A 25,139-nucleotide genomic window follows, 5' to 3' on the forward strand; every position below is an offset into this window, starting at 1 on the left:
AAAGGTCACATATTCTTGAATAATCTTAGTAGGAATTTAGCGCGCTATGAAAAAACCGGCTCTCGCAAGGCGGGCCGGCTTTAAGGGTTAGCGCAAAATCAATACGGGAATATGACTGTTACGCAGCATCTCGGTGGTGGTGCTACCCACCAGTAAATGGCGAATACGTGAGTGCCCATAGGCCCCCATCACCATCATGTCAATGCCGTTCTCCTTTTCGTAAGCGTGCAGCGTGGCTTCCACTTCACCCGCGCGAATGGCGCCTTCGGCTTCGTGCCCGGCATCGCGCAGGGTGGTTAGTGCCCACTCCAGCTGCGAGCGGTTTTCGCCGGTATCCGCACCGACAATCACCACGTGGCAAACAACCCCTTTGAATAGCGGGCTTTTCGCCAGCATTTCCACTCCTTTGCGCGCGGTTTTACTGCCATCAAACGCCATTATGACCTTTTCTGGCACTTTATACGCAGCACTTGGCACCATCAAAATCGGGCGATGCATTTCGCGCACTACGCGCTCCAAGTTAGAGCCTAAGTGGCCGGAGGCCTGATCGGCGGTTTCGCCGCGCTTACCTACCACTAAAAGGCGCACGCCTTTCTCAAGCTCTACTAGGGTTTCCACCAACGTGCCGTTACGCTGACGCGTAGCGGGCTCCGCCACACCGTCATCAATCGCGCGCTGCTTGGCCGCTTCCAGCATCAACTTGCCCTGCTCGCGGTTGATTTTAGCACGCTGCTCATCAAGGTCTGAGAGCTCTTTCATCAGCTTTTCGCGCGCGCCAAGGCGCAAATTACCCGACAGGTTGGCGTCCTCAGGCACTTCTGAGTGGTTATCCACCACGTGCACAAACGTGAGCGGCGCATCCATCGCAAGGCTTGCCCATGCAGCGTAGTCGCACACGTTTTCGGAAAACTGCGAGCCGTCAATCGCGGCCATTACGTGATCACTCATCTTACTCTCCTTGTCTGGGTCGATTGGCAACGACCAGGTCTTGGCAACAACTAGTGGCCGCCCATCAGTTTTTCCACGGCTTCGGGGTCGTCGTGTACCGCGAAGCGGTCAACGATGGTCGCGCTGGCTTCGTTTAGGCCAATCATTTCGACTTCGGTACCTTCACGGCGGAACTTGATCACCACCCGGTCTAGCGCCTGTACGGCGGTAATATCCCAGAAGTGCGCACGGGAAAGATTAATGGTGACTTTATCGATGCTTTCTTTGAAATCGAAGGCGCCGATGAACGTTTCAGAAGAGGCAAAGAACACCTGGCCGACGATCTCGTATTCACGCTCAACGCCCGGTTCGACTTCTTTCGAGCCGATATAGAGAATATTGCCCACTTTGTTGGCGAAGTTCATCGCCGCCAACAGCACACCGACAAACACGCCAATGGCGAGGTTATGCGTACCCACGGTGACTAACACGGTCGCGACCATCACCATATTGGTACTCATCGGGTGCTTTTTCAGGTCGCGAATCGACTCCCAGCTAAAGGTACCAATAGACACCATGATCATCACCGCGACCAGCGCCGCCATGGGGATCTGTGAAACCCAGTCGGCGAGGAACACGATCATCAGCAACAGCGAAATACCCGCGATCAGCGTTGACGTACGACGACGACCACCGGATTTAATGTTAATCACCGACTGCCCGATCATCGCGCAGCCCGCCATGCCGCCAATCAAGCCCGAGCCGATGTTGGCAATGCCCTGGCCTTTACACTCACGATTTTTGTCGCTTTTGGTGTCGGTGAGATCATCCACGATGGTGGCAGTCATCATCGACTCTAAAAGCCCCACCACCGCCAGCATTAGCGAATAGGGCAGGATGATCATCAGCGTTTCCAGGTTCAGCGGCACGTCGGGCCACAAAAAGATCGGCAGACTATCGGGCAGCTCGCCCATATCGCCCACGCTTCTGATCTCCATGCCCGTCGCCATATACACGACGGTGAGCACCACAATGCACACCAGCGGTGAAGGAATCGACTTACCCACTACCGGCAAGTAGGGGAAACCGTAGATGATCGCCAGGCCCGCGAGCGTCATGGCATAAACATGCCAGGTCACCCCGGTGAGCTCGGGCAGTTGCGCCATGAAGATCAAAATCGCCAGGGCGTTAACGAAGCCGGTCACCACCGAGCGCGATACAAAGCGCATCAGATCCGCCAGGCGCAGGTAGCCGGCGATAATCTGCAGCACCCCGGTTAACAGCGTCGCTGCTAACAGGTACTCAAGACCATGCTCCTTGACCAGCGTAATCATCAATAACGCCATGGCGCCGGTCGCGGCGGAAATCATGCCCGAGCGGCCACCGGTAAAGGCGATAATCACACAGATGGCAAACGAGGCGTAAAGGCCAACTTTGGGGTCAACGCCGGCGATAATCGAGAACGCAATCGCCTCGGGAATCAACGCGAGCGCGACGACGATGCCCGAGAGCGTGTCGCCCTTCAGGTTCGAAAGCCAGGAGAGTTTGAATTTTTCGTACATTCGAGGGTCCAGGGTTGGGAGTGAAACAAGCAACTCAATGACAGCACCCCAAGGCGCGCCAGAATCGCACGAAGACAGCAAAAAAAGAGAACCGCGGATGCGGAGATGACGCAGGCTTTGCGGGCCATATCACAATGAGCCACACAAGGATGCCGTGCCGCCGGGACAGCGTCGTGAACGCCGGGCGGTCATAAGCGATGGCAGGGAAGACCTAGGGCGGAGTCATCAGCCCTGAGAAAGTGGTAAATGTCGTGAAAGGAATCGACATGACAGTGAACTATGCCTGTGCGTTTTAACGGTAATGCGCCTAAAGTCGCGCAACGAAGGCGACGGATTTTAGCAGCAAATCAGCTGGCCTGCACCCTGCTGCGCTGCCGCATCTCCAGGCGGCGTTCATAAAGCCCCTTCACCAAAAGGGTGCCAATCACTAATGCCCCGCCCAAAAGCCCAATGGGCGCAGGCTGCTCACCGAGTATCCACCATACCCAGAGCGTGCCCACCACCACTTCAGAGAGCATCAAAAGCCCCACGTCCGCCGCGGGTAAATAGAGTGGGCCACGTTGAATCAAGGTAAACCCGAGCGGCAAAAGCCCCAAACACAACACCACTAGCCACACCCAGCTCGCCGAAGACGGCACGATTAAACGCTCGCCAAAGCCGCTGACGACGAGGGCCACCGTGGCCACCATTAGCCCCGCGAGCGTAAGCATCGGGCTCATATCCACGCCCGGGCGTGTGCGGCACAGGGTAAAGTTGGCCGCCAATGACGTCGCCGCGAGTAGCGCAAAGGCGTTGCCCACCCAAGAGCCCGCGCCCGCATCGTCCAACACGATCAACGATGTGCCCAACAGGCAGAGAAAAATCGCCACCCAGGTGCGCCGCGGCTGGCGTTCGTGGAGGAAAACCCGCGAGAGCGCAGCAGCTATCAGCGGCGCACTGGCTAAAATCATCAGCACGTTGCCGCCTTTGGTATATTGATTGCCGAGCACGAAACCAAAGGTGGAAAAGCTGAATAGCACGGCGACGCCAATGCCGGTCCAGCCGCAACGGCGGTAAGCGTTGACAAAGCCACGGCCTTGGCGAAATGCCACAATCAGCATAAAGCCCAACGCCGTGAGCAGACCGCGCCAAAGCAAGATATCCAAATCCGGCAGGCCAATAAGCTTAATCAGCAGCGCATCGGGGGAGATAATCAGCGCCCCACCAGCGGTCATCAAAAGCCCTTGCTGCCGGTGTGAGAGAGGTTGTGCGCCGGTTTCTGGTAACGTTTGGCTCACGCGTCGTTTTTACCCGCATCGTTTGGCGCTGCGTGTTTGGCTTTCATGTCCTTGAACGCCTCCATAATGTCCATGGGCAGCGGGAACACAATGGTAGACGCGTTTTTGTTGCTCATATCGCTCATGGTTTGCAGGTAACGCAGCTGCAGCGCGGCGGAATTTTCATCCATCACGTTGGCCGCCTCGACCAGCTTTTTCGAGGCTTGAAGCTCACCTTCGGCGTGAATCACCTTGGCACGACGTTCGCGCTCGGCTTCTGCCTGGCGGGCAATCGCGCGGATCATGCTTTCATCCAGGTCCACGTGTTTGATTTCGACATTAGCGACTTTGATGCCCCATGCTTCGGTCTGGGTGTCGATGATTTCCTGAATATCGTCGTTGAGCTTGTCGCGCTCGGAAAGCATTTCGTCCAGGTCATGCTTACCTAATACTGAGCGCAGCGTGGTTTGCGCCAGCTGGCTGGTAGCCTGAGTGAAGTTCTCCACTTGGATGACGGCTTTTTCCGGATCGACCACGCGGAAATAGAGTACCGCGTTGACCTTTACCGTGACGTTATCTTGAGAGATCACGTCCTGTTCGGGCACGTCCATGGTGATGACGCGCAAGTCTATCACCTGCATTTTTTGGATACCGGGAATCACGATCACAAGGCCTGGTCCTTTCACCGTCTGGAAGCGGCCCAGAAAGAACACTACCCCGCGTTTGTACTCGGGCAAGATGCGAATCGAGGCGGCGATCAGCATCACCACCAAAACGACGGGGACAAGATACGAAAGAATCATCGGGCACCTCTTTTCAACGTTAAGCGTCGATTGAAAGCCAAAAACCCTAAAGCTTCACTGCTAAGGGGGCGTCACAAAAAGCGTTAAACCATCAAGACGCAGGACTTTCACCTCGTCGCCTTTTTTCACCGGGGCATTAGTGATCGCATTCCAGCGCTCGCCGTGTAAGCGCACATGGCCCTCATCGTCAAAATCTTCCAGCACCTTGGCGTAAGAACCTTCCAACTGCTCGGCACCGGTGTGCGCCGGGCGACGCCGTAGGGTCATAAAACGCGTGAGTGTCCACAGTATTAGTCCGCCCGAAACCAGTGCCACACCGCCGATCATGGGCAAGGAAATCGCCAAGTACTCGCTATCCATTAGCATCACCGACCCCAACACAAAAGCCGCTATACCACCGACGCCCAGCACACCGAAGCTAGGCATTAACGCCTCACCGACCATCAGCGCCAGCCCCACCAAAATCAGCGCTAAACCCGCGTAGTTAATCGGCAGCACCTGAAACGCAAAGAGCGCTAGCAGTAGTGAAATCACCCCGATTGTGCCGGGGAAAAGACTGCCGGGGCTGGAGAGCTCAAAAATTAGCCCGTAAAAGCCGATGATCAGTAAAAAGTAAGCGATATTGGGGTTGGTAATTAGCGAGAGCACCTCGGTCCGCCAATCCGGGTCGAAGCGCTCAACGCGTAAATCGGCCGTGTTCAGCGTGCGTTCACCACGCTCCATTACCACCGTCATGCCGTCCATCTGGGTTAGCAAATCATCAATATCGCTGGCGACGATATCGATGACGTTGTCTTCCAGCGCGCCTGAGGCGGTAAGGTTTACCGCATTGCGCACCGCGTCTTCGGCCCAATCCGCATTGCGGCCGTGGCGCTCGGCCAGGCTGCGAATAAAGCTCACGGCGTCTTCCAATACTTTGCGCTCCATGGCGCTGACGCCGTCGCTTTGCTCCGTATCGGCGCCGTTTCCACTCTCTTCACTCGGCTCGGCATCATCGCTATCGCCGGTACCGGGCAACCCACCGCCACCCATCTGTACCGGCGTAGCGGAGCCTAAATGGGTCGCTGGCGCCATCGCCGCGACGTGGCTACCGTAGAGCAAATAGGTGCCTGCACTCGCCGCCCGTGCACCGCTCGGCGATACGTACATCGCGACCGGAATATCAGCGTTGAGCATCTCGCGGATCATATCGCGGGTGGTGTCGACTAACCCGCCGGGCGTATCGAGGGTGACGATCATCACGTCACTGCCCTGCTCACGCGCCGTGCGCAAACCGCGCTCAAAATAATCTTTGGTGGCGGGGCCGATAGCGCCGTCAATCGTCAGCACCAGCGCACTAGCGTCACTACCAGACACGTTATCGGCTTCGCTATTTTGCGCCACAGCCTGCCAAGCAAGCATTAATGTGCCCACCAGAAAACAGAAAAGCGCGATAAATTTTGCGGACATTCCCAAGCGTCGCGTGTGCATGAACACTCCTTTAACCGCAGGGCAGCGTCACCGTGAGGTTTCTTTTCAGGCTAGCAGGTTCTACTTTTTTTACTCAACGTGCTTTCACTCAAGATATTTTACTTAGCGTATAAAGCATGAATAACGTTTGAATAACCCGCAAGCGCGCTTTTCTACGGCCTTTGCAGGGTGACGTTTTGTCCTACGTTGACGTACCATTGCCACGCACAAGACGATACCCGTCAGTCCACGTTGAATCGGTTCTACCCCGCCGATTTCCCGCCATTATCAAGAGGAGTAAGACATGAGCCAGTCTATTGCGGTCATTAAAGGCGATGGCATCGGTCCCGAAATTATGGATGCCACCCTGCGCGTTCTTGACGCGCTAGACTGCGGTTTGGATTACCAATTTATCGATGCTGGCCTGACGGCGCTGGAAAAGCACGGCACGCTGATTCCGCAGGAATCGCTCGACACCATCGAAAAACTGGGTATCGCGCTAAAAGGCCCGCTCACCACGCCGATTGGCAAAGGCTTCTCTTCAATCAACGTGCAACTGCGCCGCCATTTTGACCTCTACGCCAACGTGCGCCCGGCAGTGAGCTTCCCCGGTACGCGTTCGCGCTACGACGATATCGACATGATTACCGTGCGCGAAAACACCGAAGGCGCTTACCTCTCTGACGGCCAGGAGTTGATCGACGACGGCAACACAGGGCTTTCGGTGATCAAAGTGACTCGCGAAGGTTCCGAGCGCATCGTGCGCTACGCCTTCGAGCTGGCGAAAAACAACGGCCGCAAAAAAGTCACCGCCGTACATAAAGCCAACATCATCAAGACAAGTTCAGGGCTCTTTTTGGACGTCGCGCGGGAAATCGCCAAAGAGTACCCCGAGATCGAATTCCAAGAGATGATCGTCGATAACGCCTGCATGCAGCTGGTAATGAACCCGCACCAGTTTGACGTCGTCGTGACCACTAACCTGTTCGGCGATATTATGTCTGACTTGTGCGCGGGCTTGGTTGGCGGCTTGGGCCTTGCGCCGGGCGCCAACATCGGCGAAGACGCGGCGATTTTCGAGGCCGTTCACGGCTCGGCGCCGGATATCGAAGGTAAAAAACTGGCCAACCCCTGCGCGCTACTGCTCGCCGCCGCCCAGATGCTCGATCACCTGGGCATGAACGAGAAAGGCACCGCTATCCGCCGAGGCATTCGCGATGTACTCGAACGCCGCCGCGATATGGTCACCCCGGACATGGGCGGCACCGGCAGCACCGACACCTTCGCCGATGCGCTGGTTGAGCAGGTAAAAGCCAAGTAAGCCGTCGCCAGCGTTTTTTGCCTAACGCTTCTGCACGCGCAGGGAGGCCGATGGCATTTGTTATGGCGTTGCTGGATGTCGTGCTTATCCTAGCCATACATCCAAAAACAGCATGATCACAAGCCCCATCGCAAGCCCAAAAGTGGCCTTCTTTTGGTGCCCGCTGCGGTGGGATTCGGGAATAATCTCGTGGCTAATAACATACAGCATGGCCCCGGCGGAAAACGCGAGCCCCCAGGGCAAAAGCGCTTGAGACACCGAAACAATGCTAGCGCCCAACAGCCCGCCTACCGGCTCGATTAGCCCCGTCAATGCAGCAATGCTCCAAGAACGCCACTTCGAGTAGCCCTCGCCCATCAACGCGATTGCCACCGCCAAACCCTCGGGCATGTTCTGTAAGCCGATACCAATGGCAAGCGGCATCCCACCGGAAACACCGTTGGCGCCGAACCCTACGCCTACCGCTAGCCCTTCGGGGAAGTTATGAATCGCAATGGCAAACACAAACAGCCACACCCGGCGCAATGAGGCGGCCTCAGGGCCCTCGCGACCTTGTTGAAAGTGTTCGTGGGGCAAGCGCTCATTGAGCAGGGCTATCGCGCCCATCCCCACCAAGATAGCAATACACACAATGGCTGCCGGCACCGCCCCGCCAGCGTAATAGACTTCAGCAGCGTCCAGCGCTGGAATAATCAGCGAAAAGAACGACGCCGCGAGCATTACCCCGGCGGCAAACCCTAGCGCGAGATCGCGAAAGCCACGGTCAGGTGCTTTACCCAGCAATACCGGCAAGGCACCGACGGCGGTCAACAACCCCGCAATCAGACTGCCGAGAAAACCCACTAATACTGTGTTTTCCATGTAAATTGTTAGCCTTATGGTTAAGAAAAGTCGTTAAGTACGGCCATATAAGCGCCGTCAGGCGCTGGGTCTGACGACGTGGCTAAATTGCCAAGCAGCGGCTCACAATAGCGCCCTATCTCGGCGAGCAAATCGCACAACGACGTGTGGTGATCCCCCAACCGCCAGAAGGTCTGCATGACTGCTATTAAGGCGACGTTGGGGATTATGAGAGAGGTCGGCATTTATAGACGCATTCTAGGGTGGCACGCACGCCTGCGCAATCCACCCCATATACAGAAACGAATATACTTATTCTCAATATTTCTATTTCGTAGCTCACAGCGCCTTAACCTACTTAACGAATAGCCAAAGCCGCTCGCATGGGAAGCGCCTACATCACCGTAAGCCTTTGCCTAACGTAAGCGGCCCGATCAAATGACCGGGCCGCTTGGCTTGCAAGAAACTACTGGCTATTCGACTAGCGTCTGCGCAGCTTCTAGGAAATCCGCGCCGTTAGTGGCAACGCGCTCTTGATCCAGCGTTTCAGAGCCTAAGCGAACTTCCTCCAGCGAGACGGCCATCGCATCGACGTCTGCGTCGGTTTATTGCATTTCCGCGTTAACCCCCTGGTCCACACTCCATGCAGCGTTCGGTAATCGCCGAGCCTTGTTTCAAGTTGGCATTCAGGTCGCGCAAGCCAGTGCGTAGTCCCTCTTCCAACACCGGGTGATAAAACGGCATGGTCAGCATCTCGCTGACGCTGAGCTTCTGCTCCAACGCCCAGGCCAATAGATGCGCCATGTGCTCCACCTGCGGCCCTAAAAGCTCGGCGCCCAAAAACTGACCCGTGCCGTGTTCCGCAAAAAGTGCCATATAGCCGTGATTTTCGCCCATCACGATGGCACGCCCTTGATCGCCAAATGAAACACCGCCCTCGGCGATGCAGTCGCAGCCACCGTAGCGCGCTTCCAACGCCGGTCGGTTATCCCCCACCATGGCTATTTGCGGTTCGGTAAACACCACCGATAACGGCACATTGCGTCGGCCAACTTGTACATTCTCAAGGTTAGCGGCGTTGCGCGCGGCAATCTGTCCCTCGGTAATCGCCTCGTGCAAAAGCGGCACCGCCTGGTTGGCATCACCGGCGATAAAAATATGGCTGTCACTGCCGTCGGCGTTCGCGCACTGCAAAGTAAAGCGGTTGAAGTTGGGCACGCCATGCTCATTCAAGGAAAGCTCAGCGTTTGCGATATCGAGTTGGTCGACATTGGGCTTGCGTCCGGTCGCGGCGAGTACGTAGTCAAAGGTTTCGGTTAGCTCACGACCACTGCCCCGCTCGATAAAGGTGATCGCGACTCCCTCGCCTTGGCGTTCAATGTGTTTCACCTCAGCGTCAGCATCGAGGTAGAACGCTCGGTTGAACACCTCGTCCGCCGTTTGGTGCACCTTCTCCGATTGTAGCGGCCCAATTGCGCCGCCCACGCCGAACATACGCATACGCACGCCCAGGCGGCTAAGCGCTTGGCCTAACTCCAAGCCAATCACGCCGGGGCCAAAAACCGCCACCGATTCGGGCAGCGTGTCCCATTCGAAGACGTCATCGTTAACAATCAAGCGGTCGCCAGCGGACTCCAGCATCCCCGGCCAACTCGGGCGTGAGCCGGTGGCGATGACAATCGCGTTGGCGGTCAGCTGGGTATGGTCATCAACTTGCAGCGTATGCGGCTGGATAAAGCGCGCATACCCGCGAATGCGGTGAGATTCAGGGATACGCTTCATCGATTTGAGCACACTACCCACAAAACGGTCGCGCTCGCCTTTCACCCGCGCCATTACCGCTTTGCCGTCCACATCGATACCGCTGACATTCACACCAAAGGTGCTGGCATGGCGCACACGATGCGCGGCTTCTGCGGCGGCAATCAATAACTTGGAGGGCATACACCCAACTCGAGCGCAGGTGGTGCCGTACTCACCAGCTTCGACTAAGACCACCTCATCGGTGTATTTTTTTGCCGTGTGCCAAGCGCTAAGTCCCGCACTACCGGCGCCAAGCACGGCGATATCGGTATGACGCTGCTGCATGAAGTGTCTCCTTGATAATAATATCGATAGCTTACGATGGCATATCGATGCATAACCTTATATCAAGGTAGACAAAATGCCGCGCGCTGCCGCTATTCTATGGAATTAGGCGATACGCCAGATTAACGCCGCTGCCAGGGCCAGCTGCGTTTTTTCGAGTAGGTAAGGAGTGAAATGGCCGAGTGCAGTGGTATTAATACCGCTTCGAGTTGGCGGTAGCACACCGCGCTGCTTAGTACACCGGGGCACTGTTTTAGCAGTAAATCGCTGTTTTGAGAGGCGACGAGGAGCTGTTTTGCGACGGGCGGGTTCACCAAGGCGGCTTCCTGATAACAGCGTTTGAGTTCGCGGCTCAACATGGCAAGCAGGCTCGCATCGAGCCAACACGGCAACGGGTCATCAAGGCGACCGGCAATGGAGTGCTGCACGGCTTCAAACGAGGTACGTAGAAAAATAAGTGTTTGGCGAAGCTGGCGCTGTTCAGCCGTCATGGGAGCACCTTTAGATAAAACTGATTCTCATTAACTTATGTAAATTAAACCTATCCTTGAGATAAGTCAACGTTTAACTCTCAGCGCCTCTTGACAACCCTAGGTCTTAATTCGCTTGAGCCAGATTGCAACCGCAATGGGTTCGACGCAAACTGACAGTTTGCGAAGGTCCCTTTCATTATAGGAACACACCATGCTTTTAGCGCTCTTTGCCATTGTGTTTGGTCTCGCCCTGCTGGTCTGGAGCGCTGACAAATTCGTTGAAGGTTCTGCGATAACCGCCGGCCACTTCGGCATGCCGCCGCTTCTGATTGGTATGGTCGTGGTGGGGTTTGGTACCTCAGCACCGGAGATGGTGGTATCCGCCCTGGCGGCCACTCAGGGCAACCCTGGGCTAGCACTTGGCAACGCCTATGGTTCGAACATCACCAATATTGCGCTGATTCTGGGTATCACCGCTTTGATTAGCCCTATTGCCGTTCACTCGCAGGTACTGCGAAAAGAGTTGCCGTTACTCGCGCTTATCACTCTGCTGACGTTCTGGCTGCTTTGGGATCGCATGCTGAGCTTCGCCAACGCGCTAGTGCTTATTGTTGTCTTTGCTGGCTTAATTGCCTGGTCGGTTTACCAGGGTATGAAGCAAAAAACCGACACCATGGCGACCGAGGTTGAGGCAGAGCTTGATAGACAAGCCATGCCGATAAAAAAAGCCGTTTTCTGGCTGATTTTGGGTCTCGCGCTGCTAATTGTTAGCTCTCGGATTCTGGTCTGGGGAGCGGTGGATCTGGCGACGGCTTTCGGCGTGAGCGATTTGATTATCGGGCTGACCATTGTCGCCGTGGGCACCTCGTTACCGGAACTCGCCTCCTCGGTGATCGCCGCGCGAAAAGGGGAGCACGACCTCGCCCTAGGCAATATTTTAGGCTCTAACCTCTTCAATACCCTGGCGGTGGTCGGTATTGCCGGGCTGATATCTCCCATGGCGGTGGCGCCGGAAGTGCTCAGCCGTGACCTCGCTGTAATGACAGCCCTGACGTTATCGCTCTTCGTCATCGGTTACGGTTTCCGTGGTACCGGCCGGATAAACCGAGTAGAAGGCGGTATTTTGCTTGCCTGCTTTATTGGCTACACAACTTATCTAGTAACGACGACGTTTTAATGTCTCCCCGGCCGCTTTTTAGCTCCGTGGGTTGACGCCCGATGAAGTCTCTTGCTGAGCGTCCTGCCTATGCTTAATCCGCTTGAGCCAGCGCTGCTTGGCGTAGTTGCGCAGGTTATCGACGCTATCAGTTTCATCAACGATATCCTGCCCTAAAATTGTCTCGATAATGTCTTCTAGGGTAATCAAGCCAACAAAAGTGCCGTGCTCATCGTAAATCACACGCATATGGAGGCGGTCTTTGAGCATAGCGGTGAAAATTTGCTCAACGTTGTGGGAGACATCCACACTACCAATGGGATGCATCATCTCCTTCATCGTCTTCTGTCCATCGACGTGATACATATCCGCTTTGTGAACATAGCCAAATGCCTGTTCGCCATTATCCATCACCGGGAAGCGGGTAAAAGGCGCCCTTCCGTACTGCTCATCAAACTCGGCCACCGTCATATACGGCAGAACCGTTTCCGTCACGGTACGCGGGGTCATCGCCTTGCTTACCGAAATATCGTGAAGGTTGAGCATATTGATGATGGTGCGCGACTCATCGGCATCTAACACGCTCTCTTCCAAACCGATTCGCGCCAGCACCTTAATCTCATCGCGCAGGTCGACATCGTGCTCGGATTTTCCCAGCCGACGCGTGATCTGCTCAGACAACCAAATAAACGGCAGCAGTGACACGATCATCACTTTCAGCGTGCGCGGCAAAATCACTGACACACCGCGCCAGTAAGTCGCGCCGATGGTTTTGGGAATAATTTCGGAGAGCACCAGAATCAGCATCGTCATCACCGCCGACACAATGCCAATCGACGATTCGCCAAAGACCACCGCTGCTTGCGCACCCACCGCCGTCGCGCCCACGGTATGGGCAATGGTATTCAGCGTCAGAATCGCCGCTAGCGGGCGGTCAATATTGGCTTTTAGGTCCCGCAATGCCCCGTGCAGCTTAGGGTTATCATCTTTTAGAGTGGCAATGTAGCTGGGGGTAATGGAAAGCAGCGCAGCTTCCAAAATGGAACATAAAAACGAGATACCGATAGATAGCACGGCGGTTAGAATCAGCAGGAACATAAGGGTCCATGGGTAAGAAGTGGCAACGCCTTTATAGGGGTAAGCGCAAGGAGAAGCAATAGTTTAACACGGCATATCAGTTAGCACTTACGCCACGGATACACTTCATCCTGTAAGACATATCGCACAAGAAAATAATCCATAGATTACAAAGAATTATATTTTTTGCGTCAGCGCAATTCCTTTGCTGAACGCGCCTTGATCCCCCTACCGTCTCCGCGTATGTTACGCCCCTTTACGGGCAGAAAGCGAAAACCAACTAAATCAGCATACTGCTTAGCCCAGCAAAGAATTTTGGCATTTGCCAAATGCTGCTGCCATGAAGGCGGCTTTAAGGAAGCAGCACTCGCTGCGTAAAAACACTGATGGATCAACAAGGGAACACCATGCAAAAACTGAAAATTGCCGCCGCCGTAGCAGCGCTAAGCGTCCTATCTGGCTGTGCCTCAATTGTTGGAGAAAAAGAACAGTCGGTTACTATCAACAGCGCACCGAGTAACGCCAACGTTGTGATCACTGACGAGCGTAGCCAACAGGTTCACTCTGCTACCACGCCGACCACCGTTCAGCTGCGTAAAGCTGATGGTAGCTATTTTGGCGGCAAAACTTATACTGTCGAAATTTCAAAAGATGGCTACGAGTCGCGCACCATGATGGTAAATTCCACGCCTAACGGCTGGTACATCGGCGGCAACCTCATTTTTGGTGGCTTTATCGGTTGGCTAATCGTCGACCCGCTTACCGGAGCGATGTACAACCTCTCCCCCGATAGCCTCAATGCCTCGCTCGGCGAAAGCGTTGCTACCACCGCAAACGGCGACTCTGAAATCACACTCGTCCTAGTGGAAGACGTGCCTTCACACTTGCTAGACGAAATGCAGTACCTCGGCCAAATTTAACGGCTTGTGCAAAGCACCGTTTTCAATGACGGTGCTTTCTCTCACCGTCCTCTCTTTCATACAACCGTGCTAACATCTCAGCGAGCTTTAAACCCGCTAGAAAGGATGCTTGCTGATGTTTGATGCCCTCGCCGCCGTTGCCTCGCCTGAAGCCGTTGATGCCTTTATTTCCCGTTGGAAAGACTCCACCGGCACCGAAAAAGCCAACTATCAGCTATTTCTTTCTGAACTGTGCGCACTGCTTGAGCTGCCCACCCCAGACCCTGCCAGCAAAGACAACAGCGAAAACGCCTATACCTTTGAGCGGCGGGTGGACATTGCCAACCCAGACGGCAGCGAGAACCGCGGTTTTATCGACCTCTATAAACGCGGTGCTTTTGTGCTGGAAGCCAAACAAACCGGCAAAGGGCTGGAAACCAAAGGCTGGGACAAAGCCATGCAGGCGGCCTATAACCAGGCCGACCAATACGTGCGCGCCCTGCCCGCCAACGAAGGTCGCCCACCGTTTATCGTGGTGACGGATGTGGGCCGTACGCTGGCGCTGTATTCGGAATTTTCCCGCTCCGGTGGCACCTATGTACCCTTTCCCGACCCGCGCAACTACCGCATCAAACTCGAAGACCTGCGCCACCCCGAGATTCAACAGCGCCTGAAAGCGCTGTGGGAAGCGCCAGACACTCTAGACCCTAGCCAATACGCCGCCCGCGTTACCCGTGCTGTTAGCTCTAAGCTCGCCGCCCTTGCTAAAACGTTGGAAGCTGACGGCTATGAAGTCGACCGTGTAGCGCACTTTTTAAAACGCTGCTTGTTCACCATGTTCAGTGAAGATGTTGAATTGCTGCCCAAAAACAGCTTTACCGACTTTCTCACGCGCATGAAAGAGACGCCCGAACACTTCGCCGACGCCATCGGCTCGTTGTGGGAAAGCATGAACAGCGGCGGCTTTAGCGGCGTACTCACCGCTAAGTTAATGCGTTTTAACGGCGGCCTGTTCAAGGATATCGACCCTATCCCGCTTAACGCAGAGCAAATTCAGCTGCTGATTGATGCCGCCAAAGCCGACTGGCGCTTTGTTGAACCGGCAATTTTCGGTACCTTGCTAGAACGCGCCCTGGACCCTCGCGAGCGCCACAAGCTGGGCGCCCATTACACGCCCCGAGCCTACGTAGAGCGGCTGGTGATGCCCACGCTGATTGAACCGCTACGCCGCGAATGGGCCACCGCACAGGTCGTCGCGGAAGCCCACAACCAGAAAGGCAAAACCGACAAAGCGCTGGAAAGCCTGCGTACCTTTCACCACAAACTTTGCCAGGTGCGGGTGCTCGACCCCGCCTGCGGCAGCGCCAATTTTTTGTATGTCGCGCTGGAGCACATGAAGCGCCTGGAAGGCGAGGTACTAAACCTGATTGCCGAGCTTAGCGGCGGGCAAGATTCACTGGAAGCCGAGGGCTTTACCGTATCGCCCCAGCAGTTTCTCGGCATGGAAATTAACCCCCGCGCCGCTGCTATTGCCGAAATCGTGTTGTGGATTGGTTACCTGCAGTGGCACTACCGCATTAACGGCAAACTCGACCTGCCCGAGCCGATACTTAAAGACTTCCACAACATCGAAAACCGCGATGCGCTAATTGAGTTTGAACGCCGCGAACCGCTGCTGGATGAAAGCGGCCAGGCCGTCACCATCTGGGATGGCATCAGCATGAAGAAAAGCCCCGCCACCGGCGAGCTGATCCCCGATGAAACCGCCCGCACCACCGTTTACCGCTACCACAACCCCAAGCGCGCCGAGTGGCCGGAAGCGGATTACATTGTCGGCAACCCGCCGTTTATTGGGGCCTCTACCATGCGCCGCGCCCTCGGCGATGGTTATGTAGACGCCGTGCGCCAGGTATTTAAAGGCACGGTACCGGAATCTGCCGATTTTGTGATGTACTGGTGGCATATCGCCGCCGACGCGGTACGCAACGGCCACGCCCAGCAGTTTGGCTTTATTACCACCAACAGCCTGCGCCAAACCTTCAACCGCCGCGTGCTGGAGCCGCACCTGAACGATGCCAAAAAGCCGCTTTCACTGACCTTTGCGATTCCCGACCACCCCTGGGTAGACGGCAACGACGGTGCCGCTGTGCGCATCGCCATGACCGTGGGCCGCGCAGGCGAAGCACCAGGGCTTTTGCAACAGGTAATAAAAGAAGACAGCGACGAAAGCCGCGAAGCCCGCAGCGTGGCACTAAGCCGCCGCGAAGGTAAGGTGTTTGCCGATTTAACGATTGGGGCCGATGTGGCGGGGGTGCAGCCATTACTGGCGAATTCAACAATTGCTTCACGAGGCGTACAGCTAATTGGATCCGGTTTTATCGTGACGCCAGAAGAAGCAAATCAACTTGGCTTTGAAAATGACCCAGCACTTGAACAGGTGATTCGCAATTACCGCAACGGCCGCGACTTGACCCAAACGCCACGTGGCGTAAAGGTCATTGATCTTTTTGGGTTAACAGCAGAAGAAGCAAAAGCACATTACCCTTCGGTCTACCAGTGGGTGTTTGAACGAGTCAAACCAGAACGCGACCAAAATAAACGTGCTGGTTATCGCGATAACTGGTGGATTTTTGGCGAAGCCAGAAGAGATTGGCGGCGTTATGCCGACGGCCTCCCGCGCTATATCGCCACCGTCGAAACGGCGAAACATCGCCTGTTTACGTTTTTGGATGCGGATATTTTACCAGACAACAAGCTAATCAATATTGCTCTGCAAAAGGGTGAAGAGTTTGGGCTGTTATCAAGCCGCTTGCATATACTCTGGTCATTAGCGGCTGGTAGCCGTTTAGGCGTTGGCAACGATTCAGTTTATGTAAAAACCCGCTGCTTCGAGACTTTCCCCTTTCCTGAGCTTACTGACGAGCAGGCGGCACAGATCGGCCAACTGGCCGAGCAGATCGACGCCCATCGCAAGCGTCAGCAGGCAGAACACTCCACGCTCACGCTCACAGGCATGTACAACGTAATGGAAAAGCTGCGCGCCGGGGAGACGCTGACCAAAAAGGAACAGACCATCAACCAGCAGGGCCTAGTCAGCACCCTGCTGGACGACCACGACAACCTCGACCGCGCCGTCTTTAACGCCTACGGCTGGGATGACCTAGCCGATAAGCTAGTGGGTCTACCCGGCGCCACTACCCCGCTGCCGGATAAACCCGCCGCCCAAGCGGAGACCGAGGAAGAGTTACTGATGCGTTTAGTCGCGCTGAACAAACAGCGCGCCGCCGAAGAAGCCCAAGGCAAGGTGCGCTGGCTACGCCCGGATTATCAAGCGCCAGAAGAAGCCGCGCCCACTCAAACCGAACTGCAGAACCCTACCGCTGCAGCCGAGGTGCCAACAGCAGACAAAACCAAAGCCGCCTGGCCCAAAGACCTCGCTACCCAGGTCACGTTGCTGCGCGATATGCTCGCCGCCAGCCCACACAGCACGGAAAGCTTGGCCAGCCAATTCAAACGCAAACCGCTAAAAGGCGTCAACGAGGTACTCTCCGCCCTCGCCGCCCTCGGCCAAGCCCAGCAAGAAGGCGAGCAATGGCGGTTGGTGAGGTGATATGAAAAAATCAGTTGAGGACCAGCTAAAGTACTTCTTCGTGCTACACAATTACCAGCGCCGCATTGGAGGCGCTGAAATGCATTATTTTTTTGTAGAAGGCAAAGAAGCTTATCGCCATGGCCTCTATATTGCCTCGGCAACCTGCTTACTCATAGGTATCGAAGCAAGCGTTAGGGCGCTTCATGCTTATCACTTCCGCGGAATAAATGATCTGAACCTCAACCCTGGTCAAACATTAAGCAACCCCTTACTCCACAAGGCAAGGTGTGTCGGCTTAAAGATTGAAATTCTTGCCATGGAGGGTGAAGAAGAATTTGAACGTAAAATGGCACTCGGACAAAAGCGTCGAGAACACGTTGAAATCGTCAGGTTAAGAAATAATCTTTGTCACGGAAACGTTAAAGAATTCTTCACTCATATAGAGGGTCAAGGCACCTTTTTTACGCCAGAGGCGTTGAAAAAAGCCTGCGAACAGCTACTTAACGTCAGCAAGCCGTGGGCTGAAGAAATTGGCAGGTTCAATGACGAAGTGCTTGCTAAAAAGCACCTGCAAGATGACTAACCACTACTATAACTACGCCATCATCCGCTTTTTGCCTTACAGAGACAGAGGCGAATTTATCAATACCGGCATCGTCATGTATGGCAATGACGGTAGCTTTGCTGCGCGGGTCGTTGATGCAAACTATCCACGCGTTGATGACGTTTTCCCGGCACTGCCAGAAGGCTTGTTCGCTCAATACCTCAAGCCAATGAAACGCGAGCTATCGCGTATCGAAGCACTCGCTAGCGATTTAAGCGGAAACCTTGACGCGCAAAAGAAGTTATTTACTCACCTCATTGAGCCAACCGAAGGGCTTTTCACGTGTAGCCAGGCAGGCACACTGGCGGCGAATAGCGCTCAAGAAGCGCTCGATGAGCTTTTCAATCGCTATGTGCATCATGATTAAGAACAACTCGCTAGAAAAATCACTCACTGAATCGTCGCTACGCATAGCATCCGCTATAGCGTTTGCCCCATGCCGCCTGCTGATACCCGCATCAAGATTTCTCACCGGGGGCTTCGTCGCTTGGGGCTTCACCTGAGCGCTTGTCCTTGGTTTTTACGCCCCGGGCAATATCCTGATGGCTGATAACCACCACCTCTCTTGGCCACCAGTCGGGATGATAGTCGCGGATGAACGCCAAGAGTTTTTCTCGCACGTGCATTTCCGCTGTCCATCCGGACATGGGGTCAGTGGTCATTAAATAACAGGTTACGGTTTGTGCCGTTCCGGATTGCTCCGTTACATAGCACAGCAGCTTATGGTGCTCAATAATGTCGTCTTCCTCTTTCGCGACCTCTAAAAACTTCTCTCTCAATACCTCGATGTCGGCGCTTAGGTGAAGGGTAAGCGTCAAAGACCGGTACATTTTGGTGCCCTTGACCGACATGTTATCGAAAGGCCGAGTGACAAAGTACGTTACGGGCACAATCAATCGCCGATCATCCCACACCCGCAAACGAATAAAGGTATAGAAGATACCTTCCACATAGCACCACTCGCCTTCGAATATCACTAGATCGCCAATCCGAATGGGCTTGGCAAGCGATAACTGAAACGACGAGACAATATTGCCCAACACTGCCTGACCGGCAACACCCACCAGCACCGCCAACACGCTGGCCGACGCCAAAAGCGACATACCCAGGGACTCAAACAGCTGAATTTGCCCCAGAATATAGACCGTCACGCCCGACACCGTGATCAGAATAATGATTCGACGCAGGGCATAAAGCGTGGTGAGAAGCTTGCGATCATCCTTGGAATCGGTGTCATCGATGGAGCCGACCAAGCGCCGCGTCATCCCCAACATCAGGGTATCCACAAGGCGCAAGGCGATGGTGCCGATGCCCCAGGCCAAAATGCTAATCAGTACGACACGAAAGGTCATCGTCGCCACCGCCGAAAATGACACCACATAATCTAGCAACGTTTGCGTGACCAGCGACACCACCACCAGCGCCATGGGTACGCCAATCTGGTCGGCAAAAATGCTTATCCCCCCGGAAGGCAGCCATTTCGCCAGCAACCCGATGAACCGATAAACCAGCCAACCGACAAACACATTGAGAAGCAGAAACACCGGAATGGCGATCCACTCCCAAATTTTCAGCAGGCCAAATGAACCCTGGAATCGCTCGGGGATATATTCTTCCAGCATCGACGGGCCGAATCGTTCATAGAGCAACGGAATGTACGTCACGCTGACGGGCATGATCAGCCACACCGGCTCCTCTTCACCCACGCGGTATCGACCCAGCCGAATAGCGTAGGTTTCGCCGCGAGTGCTGAGCGACGCCAATTCAACGCTGCGGCGTACTTCGCCCGCACGGGGGGTTTGGCCCGAGGCGTCTACGATCATGGCGTCTGCACGCCCTGGGAGATCCGACACATTCAACCACTTGCCGCGTTTGAGGACCTCCGCCATCTGGCGAGCAAATTCAGCGCCTTGTTCACGCTGCTCCTGTTCAGAGAATTCAGCCAGGTTGAGCACATGAGCGGCCGCCTCGTACTCTTCCTGCCCAGTCAGGTTAATAAAGCTGCGGATCGCTTCCCTAGGCGTTACCCGGCTCACTTCCTCGGGGGCTTCGCCGAGCCCGGCATTGATTGAATCAACGCTAAACCATTGACGGTTCTCGCCCCCGCCTTCCTCTTCTTGAGTTTGCGCCGTACAGAGGCTAGAAAAAGTGAATGCCACGAATAGTACTAACCACACGGTGTTTGCTTTCATAGAGGCCTTGTTAATTAAAGTGAGCCATTTGTATGCCACCAACAGGCCCGGCCGTTAGGCAACCCAGGGGGTAATCACCGAGCCGTCCTTGTCAGTGAGAACACAAAGTACAGCCTACCTTGCCCGATGTAGCAAGGCGCGGCGCCGTGATGGTGACTCGCGCGCGTACAAAAGCTGAGACAACGGCAGGGCCGGTTAGGTATCTCCCAGCGCGTCAAGATCGTTATCGTGCAGCGACTCCAGCAAGGGCTCCCCCTGTTCATTGAGTCGGAAGCGGCCGTAGCTTGCAGCCTCATAGCGCTCGGCGTGGCCTTCCTGGAAAAAGAATGCATCGGTGGCTAGCCGCACCTGGCCATTGCGCAGGCGGTAGTGAAGACGCCGTTCGTCGTCATCCAGCGTGCTTTGGCCCTCCGCCAGCCCTTGGAAGTGAGCAATACGCTGTTCGTCCACACACACAATGGCGTAGCCGTCGCGGGATCTGGGCGCGTCGTCATCACGGCGGCTTTGCAGCGCACGCCGAATCTCGTTGCTCAGCGCAAAATTGAGCGCCATGTAGTCGCCCTGCATTAACGAGCGCGGATCGACTGGCGCCAGCGCCAGATAGACCACCTCGCCTTCGGCCAGGTGCTGCTCCTTCTCCCAGATCGCTGCGTTCACCACCGCCAGGATCAACAGCGTGGTCGCAACGATAACCACCCGGCGCCACTTGGCACTACGCATCATGGTTTGAGCCCTCGTCACTTGGCTTGGCCAGCGGTGAACTCAACCACTTGCGTAACGCCCAACGCAGCAACAGTAGCAGCACGCCCAACACCAGCAGCGTGAGTGACTTTATCAGCAGTGTGGACTCCAGCCAGTAGTAATAACTGCCGATACCCAGCAGTAGCGACAGCACGCCAGCTCCCAACAGCAAACGGTGGCCAATGGCAAAACCTAATAACATCACCACTATCCCCTGCCCTACACTCGGCGTGTGGAATGACACGATGACTAATGCAGCTGCACACGCATAGGACGCCCAGCGCACCCTGAATGAACAAGGGTTCTGAAAAACACTACGAAAAAGCAACAGCAGCGCCAACGCTACTAGCGCAGCGTTTAACCAAGGCGTTAATCTCACCCAGGAGCCACCTGTCTGTTCATCAAAAAGCGACAGCGATTGGCCGGTATGCGCTAATACTTGAATAACCAGTAGGCCAATCAACAGGCCAAGCCCCCACGCCTGCAGGTTGTTAATACGGCTTGGCCATCGAAACTCATTCACCCAAAGCACGACAAGTGCCAGCAACACAAGGCCACTGGCGACCGACGTCATAGCGCTTGCTGCCAACGCCATATACAGCGCGACGCTGGCGGCAAAGGCAGAAAAGCCACGATGCGCCTGGCTAGGCATCACCAGCGCCAGCACGCCCTGCATACCCAGCAACACCCACCATAGATAAGCGGACGTTTCCCAGACATTGACCAGGCCCCAGGCCACCAGCAGCTGCCCCGCCAGGCTAACGGCAAGCGCCAGGTGTTCGCCCACGTCACTGCGCGTCACGCGAAACAGCCCAAACGCCGCCAGCAGCATCATGGCACCCAAGCTCAATGCCCCCAGCGTGCTCTCCACCACGGACGCCGCGACCATGGCGATAAAGCCGAGCAGGAACATCGCTGCCAACCAGCCGGAAAACGCCTGCAGCACGCGCACAAACCAGGGGATTGGCGGCGACGCTTGGGTGTCGTTTTCATTTATTGCGATACCCGCCTGGTGCAACCTGGCACGCAAAGAAGACGTCTTATGGGTCATGAGGGCGCCTCCGTATGCAGCCGCTTCAACCACACCACGGCGCCGGCACCCATTACCAATACCGCCAACGCCAGCATCAGCAAGCTACCCGGCTGCCATTCGCCCTGCCATAACAACCGCCGGGCCAGCCCCAGCGTCACCACACAGATCAGCGACACACAGCCACCCGCCACCAACAACAGATCCGGCCGCCAGTGACGATAAACGCTATACAGCGACACCAACCACAGCGGGTAAATCACCAGCGCAGGCATATAAAACGTCGTGGCATCGACGATCAAGGTCATCATTAACAGCGTGACCGGCACACCGCTGCCCAACGCCAAGGTGCGCAAGGCCCAACGACTGACGCGCCAGTTCCATCGCTGATGCCCCCATTCGCACAGGGCAAGCGCAGTGGTATTGAGTACAAATAACCACCAGAAGATGGCATCGCTGCTGACAACCCAAACATCAAGCGCCCCGCCCCAGGTACGAAAATAAAGCCACAGCGCCGCGTTAAGTAGCCCCAGCCACAATAGCCAGAGCAGATCAAAACGAACGATCAACACCCAGGGCAGTATTAACAGGGCCCAGATGAAAAACAGCTGCCACGGATCGGCGCCGGTTTGGTAGACCTGCCCAAACAGCGCCAACAGTACGCCTACCAGCAGCGTCGCGGCCGTTAGCGCGACATTGGCCACCACATTGCTGGCTTTAGCCCAAAGGGCGATACCCACCGCCACAACCAATGCCGCCTGCACCAACCCAAAGCGCGGCCAGCGCCCCAGATCGGCCCAGTTATAGGCCACAAAAAACAGCACCGCGAAGGCCAAAGCCAAGCCACCCAGCCAAAGTAAAAGCCGATCAATAAACACCCCCCACGCACGGGGCGAAGGGCACAGCCCGGCCGCTTTAGCGGCTTTCGCCACCTGCTCGGGCGGTATCGCGCCCTGCTCAATCAGTGATATCAGTTCACGGCGAGGGGATGCCATGGAGGCTCCTTGTTGAAGCTTTTTTTGTGAAACCAGCTTGTTGAATTAAAACAATCAAGTTGGTGTTGTTACCATCGTATTTTTGGGTCGCCCGTGACATATTTGTGAACTTTGCGCGATACACCCTTTCGCATATCTTTGCCCCCTTCTATCGTGGCGAATCCTCGGGCGCCACCGGCCGTGCGGGGCTCGGGCTGGCGATAGCACGCGGAATCACGACGCTTCAAGGCGGTGATATTCGTGTAGAAAACCTCGCCTCAGGCGGCGCATCTTTCTGCATACGCTTACCGGTATACCCCCTCACTAAGCCGACGTTTAAAAAACGTAATAACTTTGCGAACTGGCTGTGATAAATCTTGTACGAAATGGTCACAGTAATAACACACACCTTATCCATCGCGAGTGGAGGCACCACATGCTAATTAAGATTGCCAAACCCAGTGACTTACACGAATCCGATGTCACACCAGAATCTATCTATCTTTCCCGGCGGCGCTTTATGGGCGGTATGGCAGGCCTGGGCGCTGGTCTTGCCCTTTCCGGCAACGTGCATGCCAATGCCGACTACTCGGATGTGCCTGATGGCGATGCGCCCCCGTGGTTAAAGGAAAAAATCAGCGATACCCAGTGGCGGGCGATCACCCCCAGCAATCCTGAAAAAGACAAAATCGCCCCCTTTGACGATGCCAGTGGCTACAACAACTTTTTCGAGTTCGGCACCGACAAGGGCGACCCCGCTCGCTATGCGGGCAGCCTGGAAACCCAGCCCTGGAGCGTGGTGATCGACGGCGAGGTCAACAACGGCGGGCGCTTTGCCCTGGAGGACATCGCCAAGCCTTCGCAGTTTGAAGAGCGCATTTACCGCCTGCGCTGCGTAGAGGCGTGGTCGATGGTAATTCCCTGGCTGGGGATTCCGCTGGCCGACATTATCAAGCGCGCCGACCCCACCAGCAAAGCCAAGTACGTGCGCTTTGAAACCCTGGTGGATCCGGAACAGATGCGCGGTCAGCGCTCCTCGTTCTCGATCATTGACTGGCCCTACGTGGAAGGTCTGCGTTTAGACGAAGCCATGCACCCGTTGACGATAATGGCGATGGGCATGTACGGCCGCGAGCTCCCCAATCAAAACGGCGCCCCGCTGCGGCTGGTGGTTCCCTGGAAGTACGGCTTTAAAAGTATCAAATCGATTGTGCGGATATCGCTGACGGAAGAGCAGCCGGTGAATTCCTGGCAGAAGATCGCCTCCGACGAGTATGGCTTTTACGCCAATGTGAATCCCAAAGTCGACCACCCCCGCTGGAGCCAAGCCACCGAGCGGCGATTACCTAACAGCCTATTCAGCCCCAACACCATCGAAACCCGCATGTTCAACGGCTACGAAGATGAAGTCGCCGAGCTGTATGCAGGCATGGATTTAAGGAAGCACTACTAATGGCAGCGCCGAAAATCTGGCTGCTCTGGCGCGTGGGTGTTTTTCTAGCCGCGCTAACGCCGCTGCTGTTCTGGAGCTGGCAGGTAGCGAATAACGCCGCTGGCCCCGAGCCGGGGCGCTACCTGCTGCTCAATATCGGCATTGGCGGGCTATGGATGCTGCTGCTCACGCTCAGCCTTACCCCTCTGACCAAGCTCACCCGCTGGAAAGGCTTTGCGCTGATCCGACGCCAGTTGGGCCTATGGACGCTTGCCTACGCCACCCTGCACATGCTCAGCTACGCGCTGTTCATCCTGGGGCTTAACTGGGCACTGCTGGGTAGCGAGATCGTCAAACGGCCTTATATCATCGTCGGCATGATCGCGTTGATCGGCCTGGCGGTACTGGGCGCGACCTCCAACAAGTGGTCGATGCGCAAGCTAGGCAAACGCTGGAAGCCGCTGCACAAATTCTCCTACGCCATTTTGGGCCTGGTGCTGCTGCACTTCTTCTGGGTAGTGCGGGCAGATATGGGCGAATGGGCAATGTACGCCGCCATTGCGGCGCTTATCATGGCAACCCGACTGCCGCCGGTCGCCCGCACGCTGCCTAAGCTGCGCTATCGGTTTAGTCACACGTAGTGTGTATCCCAAACAGCGATGTTACGGAGACTCCCCTTCGTCAAAAAAGGACCGCCTCAGGATCGAGTCACAGGAAGACCTG

General features: G+C 55.7%; 23 protein-coding genes and 1 pseudogene. 9 read left to right on the forward strand and 15 right to left on the reverse strand.

Features of this window, described 5'->3' with window-relative positions:
• Positions 1-87 precede the first annotated feature (87 nt).
• The 5 genes from HZS81_RS12770 to HZS81_RS12790 form a co-directional block, all read right to left on the reverse strand.
• Complete coding sequence (locus tag HZS81_RS12770; RefSeq protein WP_179930952.1) at positions 88-948, reverse strand: universal stress protein; 861 nt, start codon at positions 946-948, stop codon at positions 88-90.
• A 50-nt stretch (positions 949-998) separates the two neighbouring features.
• A complete protein-coding gene (locus HZS81_RS12775; protein WP_179930953.1) occupies positions 999-2,489 on the reverse strand; it encodes a SulP family inorganic anion transporter in 1,491 nt (496 codons plus the stop codon).
• 347 nt (positions 2,490-2,836) lie between these two features.
• On the reverse strand, positions 2,837-3,703 hold the full coding sequence (locus HZS81_RS12780; RefSeq protein WP_179931011.1) for a DMT family transporter: 867 nt from the start codon (positions 3,701-3,703) through the stop codon (positions 2,837-2,839).
• 59 nt (positions 3,704-3,762) lie between these two features.
• A complete protein-coding gene (locus HZS81_RS12785; RefSeq protein WP_179930954.1) occupies positions 3,763-4,548 on the reverse strand; it encodes a slipin family protein in 786 nt (261 codons plus the stop codon).
• A gap of 60 nt (positions 4,549-4,608) precedes the next feature.
• A complete protein-coding gene (locus HZS81_RS12790; RefSeq protein WP_241697494.1) occupies positions 4,609-6,018 on the reverse strand; it encodes an NfeD family protein in 1,410 nt (469 codons plus the stop codon).
• 283 nt (positions 6,019-6,301) lie between these two features.
• Between HZS81_RS12790 and HZS81_RS12795 the strand changes: the two genes are divergently transcribed.
• Positions 6,302-7,318, forward strand: coding sequence for an isocitrate dehydrogenase (locus HZS81_RS12795; protein ID WP_179930955.1), 1,017 nt, complete (start codon positions 6,302-6,304; stop codon positions 7,316-7,318).
• An 84-nt stretch (positions 7,319-7,402) separates the two neighbouring features.
• On the opposite strand, the gene HZS81_RS12800 is transcribed toward HZS81_RS12795, so the two are convergent.
• The 5 genes and pseudogenes from HZS81_RS12800 to HZS81_RS12815 form a co-directional block, all read right to left on the reverse strand.
• Positions 7,403-8,179: a ZIP family metal transporter gene (locus HZS81_RS12800; RefSeq protein ID WP_179930956.1), complete on the reverse strand. Its 777-nt coding sequence runs from the start codon at positions 8,177-8,179 to the stop codon at positions 7,403-7,405.
• 20 nt (positions 8,180-8,199) lie between these two features.
• On the reverse strand, positions 8,200-8,403 hold the full coding sequence (locus tag HZS81_RS12805; RefSeq protein WP_179930957.1) for a hypothetical protein: 204 nt from the start codon (positions 8,401-8,403) through the stop codon (positions 8,200-8,202).
• Between the two features lie 228 nt (positions 8,404-8,631).
• Positions 8,632-8,745, reverse strand: a pseudogene (locus HZS81_RS18235) (DUF6746 family protein); the annotation flags it as partial.
• Between the two features lie 34 nt (positions 8,746-8,779).
• Positions 8,780-10,246 carry a dihydrolipoyl dehydrogenase gene (locus HZS81_RS12810; RefSeq protein ID WP_179930958.1) on the reverse strand — a complete coding sequence of 489 codons (1,467 nt, stop codon included), beginning with the start codon at positions 10,244-10,246 and terminating at the stop codon, positions 8,780-8,782.
• Between the two features lie 122 nt (positions 10,247-10,368).
• A complete protein-coding gene (locus HZS81_RS12815) occupies positions 10,369-10,737 on the reverse strand; it encodes a hypothetical protein (RefSeq protein WP_179930959.1) in 369 nt (122 codons plus the stop codon).
• A gap of 193 nt (positions 10,738-10,930) precedes the next feature.
• Between HZS81_RS12815 and HZS81_RS12820 the strand changes: the two genes are divergently transcribed.
• A complete protein-coding gene (locus HZS81_RS12820) occupies positions 10,931-11,896 on the forward strand; it encodes a calcium/sodium antiporter (RefSeq protein WP_179930960.1) in 966 nt (321 codons plus the stop codon).
• Between the two features lie 18 nt (positions 11,897-11,914).
• On the opposite strand, the gene HZS81_RS12825 is transcribed toward HZS81_RS12820, so the two are convergent.
• Positions 11,915-12,973: a CNNM domain-containing protein gene (locus HZS81_RS12825; RefSeq protein WP_179930961.1), complete on the reverse strand. Its 1,059-nt coding sequence runs from the start codon at positions 12,971-12,973 to the stop codon at positions 11,915-11,917.
• A gap of 386 nt (positions 12,974-13,359) precedes the next feature.
• Between HZS81_RS12825 and HZS81_RS12830 the strand changes: the two genes are divergently transcribed.
• The 4 genes from HZS81_RS12830 to HZS81_RS12845 all read left to right on the forward strand — a co-directional run bounded on the left by HZS81_RS12830 (position 13,360) and on the right by HZS81_RS12845 (position 18,414).
• Positions 13,360-13,872 carry a carboxypeptidase-like regulatory domain-containing protein gene (locus HZS81_RS12830; protein ID WP_179930962.1) on the forward strand — a complete coding sequence of 171 codons (513 nt, stop codon included), beginning with the start codon at positions 13,360-13,362 and terminating at the stop codon, positions 13,870-13,872.
• A 115-nt stretch (positions 13,873-13,987) separates the two neighbouring features.
• A complete protein-coding gene (locus HZS81_RS12835) occupies positions 13,988-17,461 on the forward strand; it encodes a class I SAM-dependent DNA methyltransferase (protein WP_179930963.1) in 3,474 nt (1,157 codons plus the stop codon).
• Position 17,462: 1 nt separating this feature from the next.
• Positions 17,463-18,026 (forward strand): hypothetical protein, encoded by a 564-nt coding sequence (locus HZS81_RS12840; RefSeq protein WP_179930964.1) that lies wholly within the window; start codon positions 17,463-17,465, stop codon positions 18,024-18,026.
• The gene (locus HZS81_RS12845) at positions 18,019-18,414 is read left to right on the forward strand and encodes a DUF3037 domain-containing protein (RefSeq protein WP_179930965.1); all 396 of its coding nucleotides are present in this window, start codon (positions 18,019-18,021) and stop codon (positions 18,412-18,414) included. Before HZS81_RS12840 ends, HZS81_RS12845 begins: the two co-directional genes overlap by 8 nt.
• Positions 18,415-18,505: 91 nt before the next feature.
• Here the strand turns inward: HZS81_RS12845 and HZS81_RS12850 are convergent, their stop codons facing one another.
• From HZS81_RS12850 to HZS81_RS12865, 4 genes are all read right to left on the reverse strand, one after another.
• Positions 18,506-20,239 carry a mechanosensitive ion channel family protein gene (locus tag HZS81_RS12850; RefSeq protein ID WP_179930966.1) on the reverse strand — a complete coding sequence of 578 codons (1,734 nt, stop codon included), beginning with the start codon at positions 20,237-20,239 and terminating at the stop codon, positions 18,506-18,508.
• 195 nt (positions 20,240-20,434) lie between these two features.
• Positions 20,435-20,962, reverse strand: a complete 528-nt coding sequence (locus HZS81_RS12855; protein WP_179930967.1) for a GDYXXLXY domain-containing protein — start codon at positions 20,960-20,962, stop codon at positions 20,435-20,437.
• Positions 20,952-22,031, reverse strand: a complete 1,080-nt coding sequence (locus tag HZS81_RS12860; RefSeq protein WP_179930968.1) for a DUF4401 domain-containing protein — start codon at positions 22,029-22,031, stop codon at positions 20,952-20,954. Before HZS81_RS12860 ends, HZS81_RS12855 begins: the two co-directional genes overlap by 11 nt.
• The gene (locus tag HZS81_RS12865; protein WP_179930969.1) at positions 22,028-23,005 is read right to left on the reverse strand and encodes a DUF2157 domain-containing protein; all 978 of its coding nucleotides are present in this window, start codon (positions 23,003-23,005) and stop codon (positions 22,028-22,030) included. The genes HZS81_RS12860 and HZS81_RS12865 overlap by 4 nt, the downstream gene beginning before the upstream one ends.
• 104 nt (positions 23,006-23,109) lie before the next feature.
• Between HZS81_RS12865 and HZS81_RS12870 the strand changes: the two genes are divergently transcribed.
• The 3 genes from HZS81_RS12870 (at position 23,110) to msrQ (ending at position 25,057) form a co-directional block, all read left to right on the forward strand.
• On the forward strand, positions 23,110-23,355 hold the full coding sequence (locus HZS81_RS12870; RefSeq protein WP_338401860.1) for a sensor histidine kinase: 246 nt from the start codon (positions 23,110-23,112) through the stop codon (positions 23,353-23,355).
• A 65-nt stretch (positions 23,356-23,420) separates the two neighbouring features.
• Positions 23,421-24,437, forward strand: a complete 1,017-nt coding sequence (msrP, locus tag HZS81_RS12875; protein WP_179930970.1) for a protein-methionine-sulfoxide reductase catalytic subunit MsrP — start codon at positions 23,421-23,423, stop codon at positions 24,435-24,437.
• On the forward strand, positions 24,437-25,057 hold the full coding sequence (gene msrQ / locus HZS81_RS12880; protein ID WP_179930971.1) for a protein-methionine-sulfoxide reductase heme-binding subunit MsrQ: 621 nt from the start codon (positions 24,437-24,439) through the stop codon (positions 25,055-25,057). Before msrP ends, msrQ begins: the two co-directional genes overlap by 1 nt.
• Positions 25,058-25,139 lie beyond the last annotated feature (82 nt).

The sequence above is a fragment of the Vreelandella salicampi genome, assembly GCF_013415105.1.
Lineage (GTDB): Bacteria > Pseudomonadota > Gammaproteobacteria > Pseudomonadales > Halomonadaceae > Vreelandella > Vreelandella salicampi.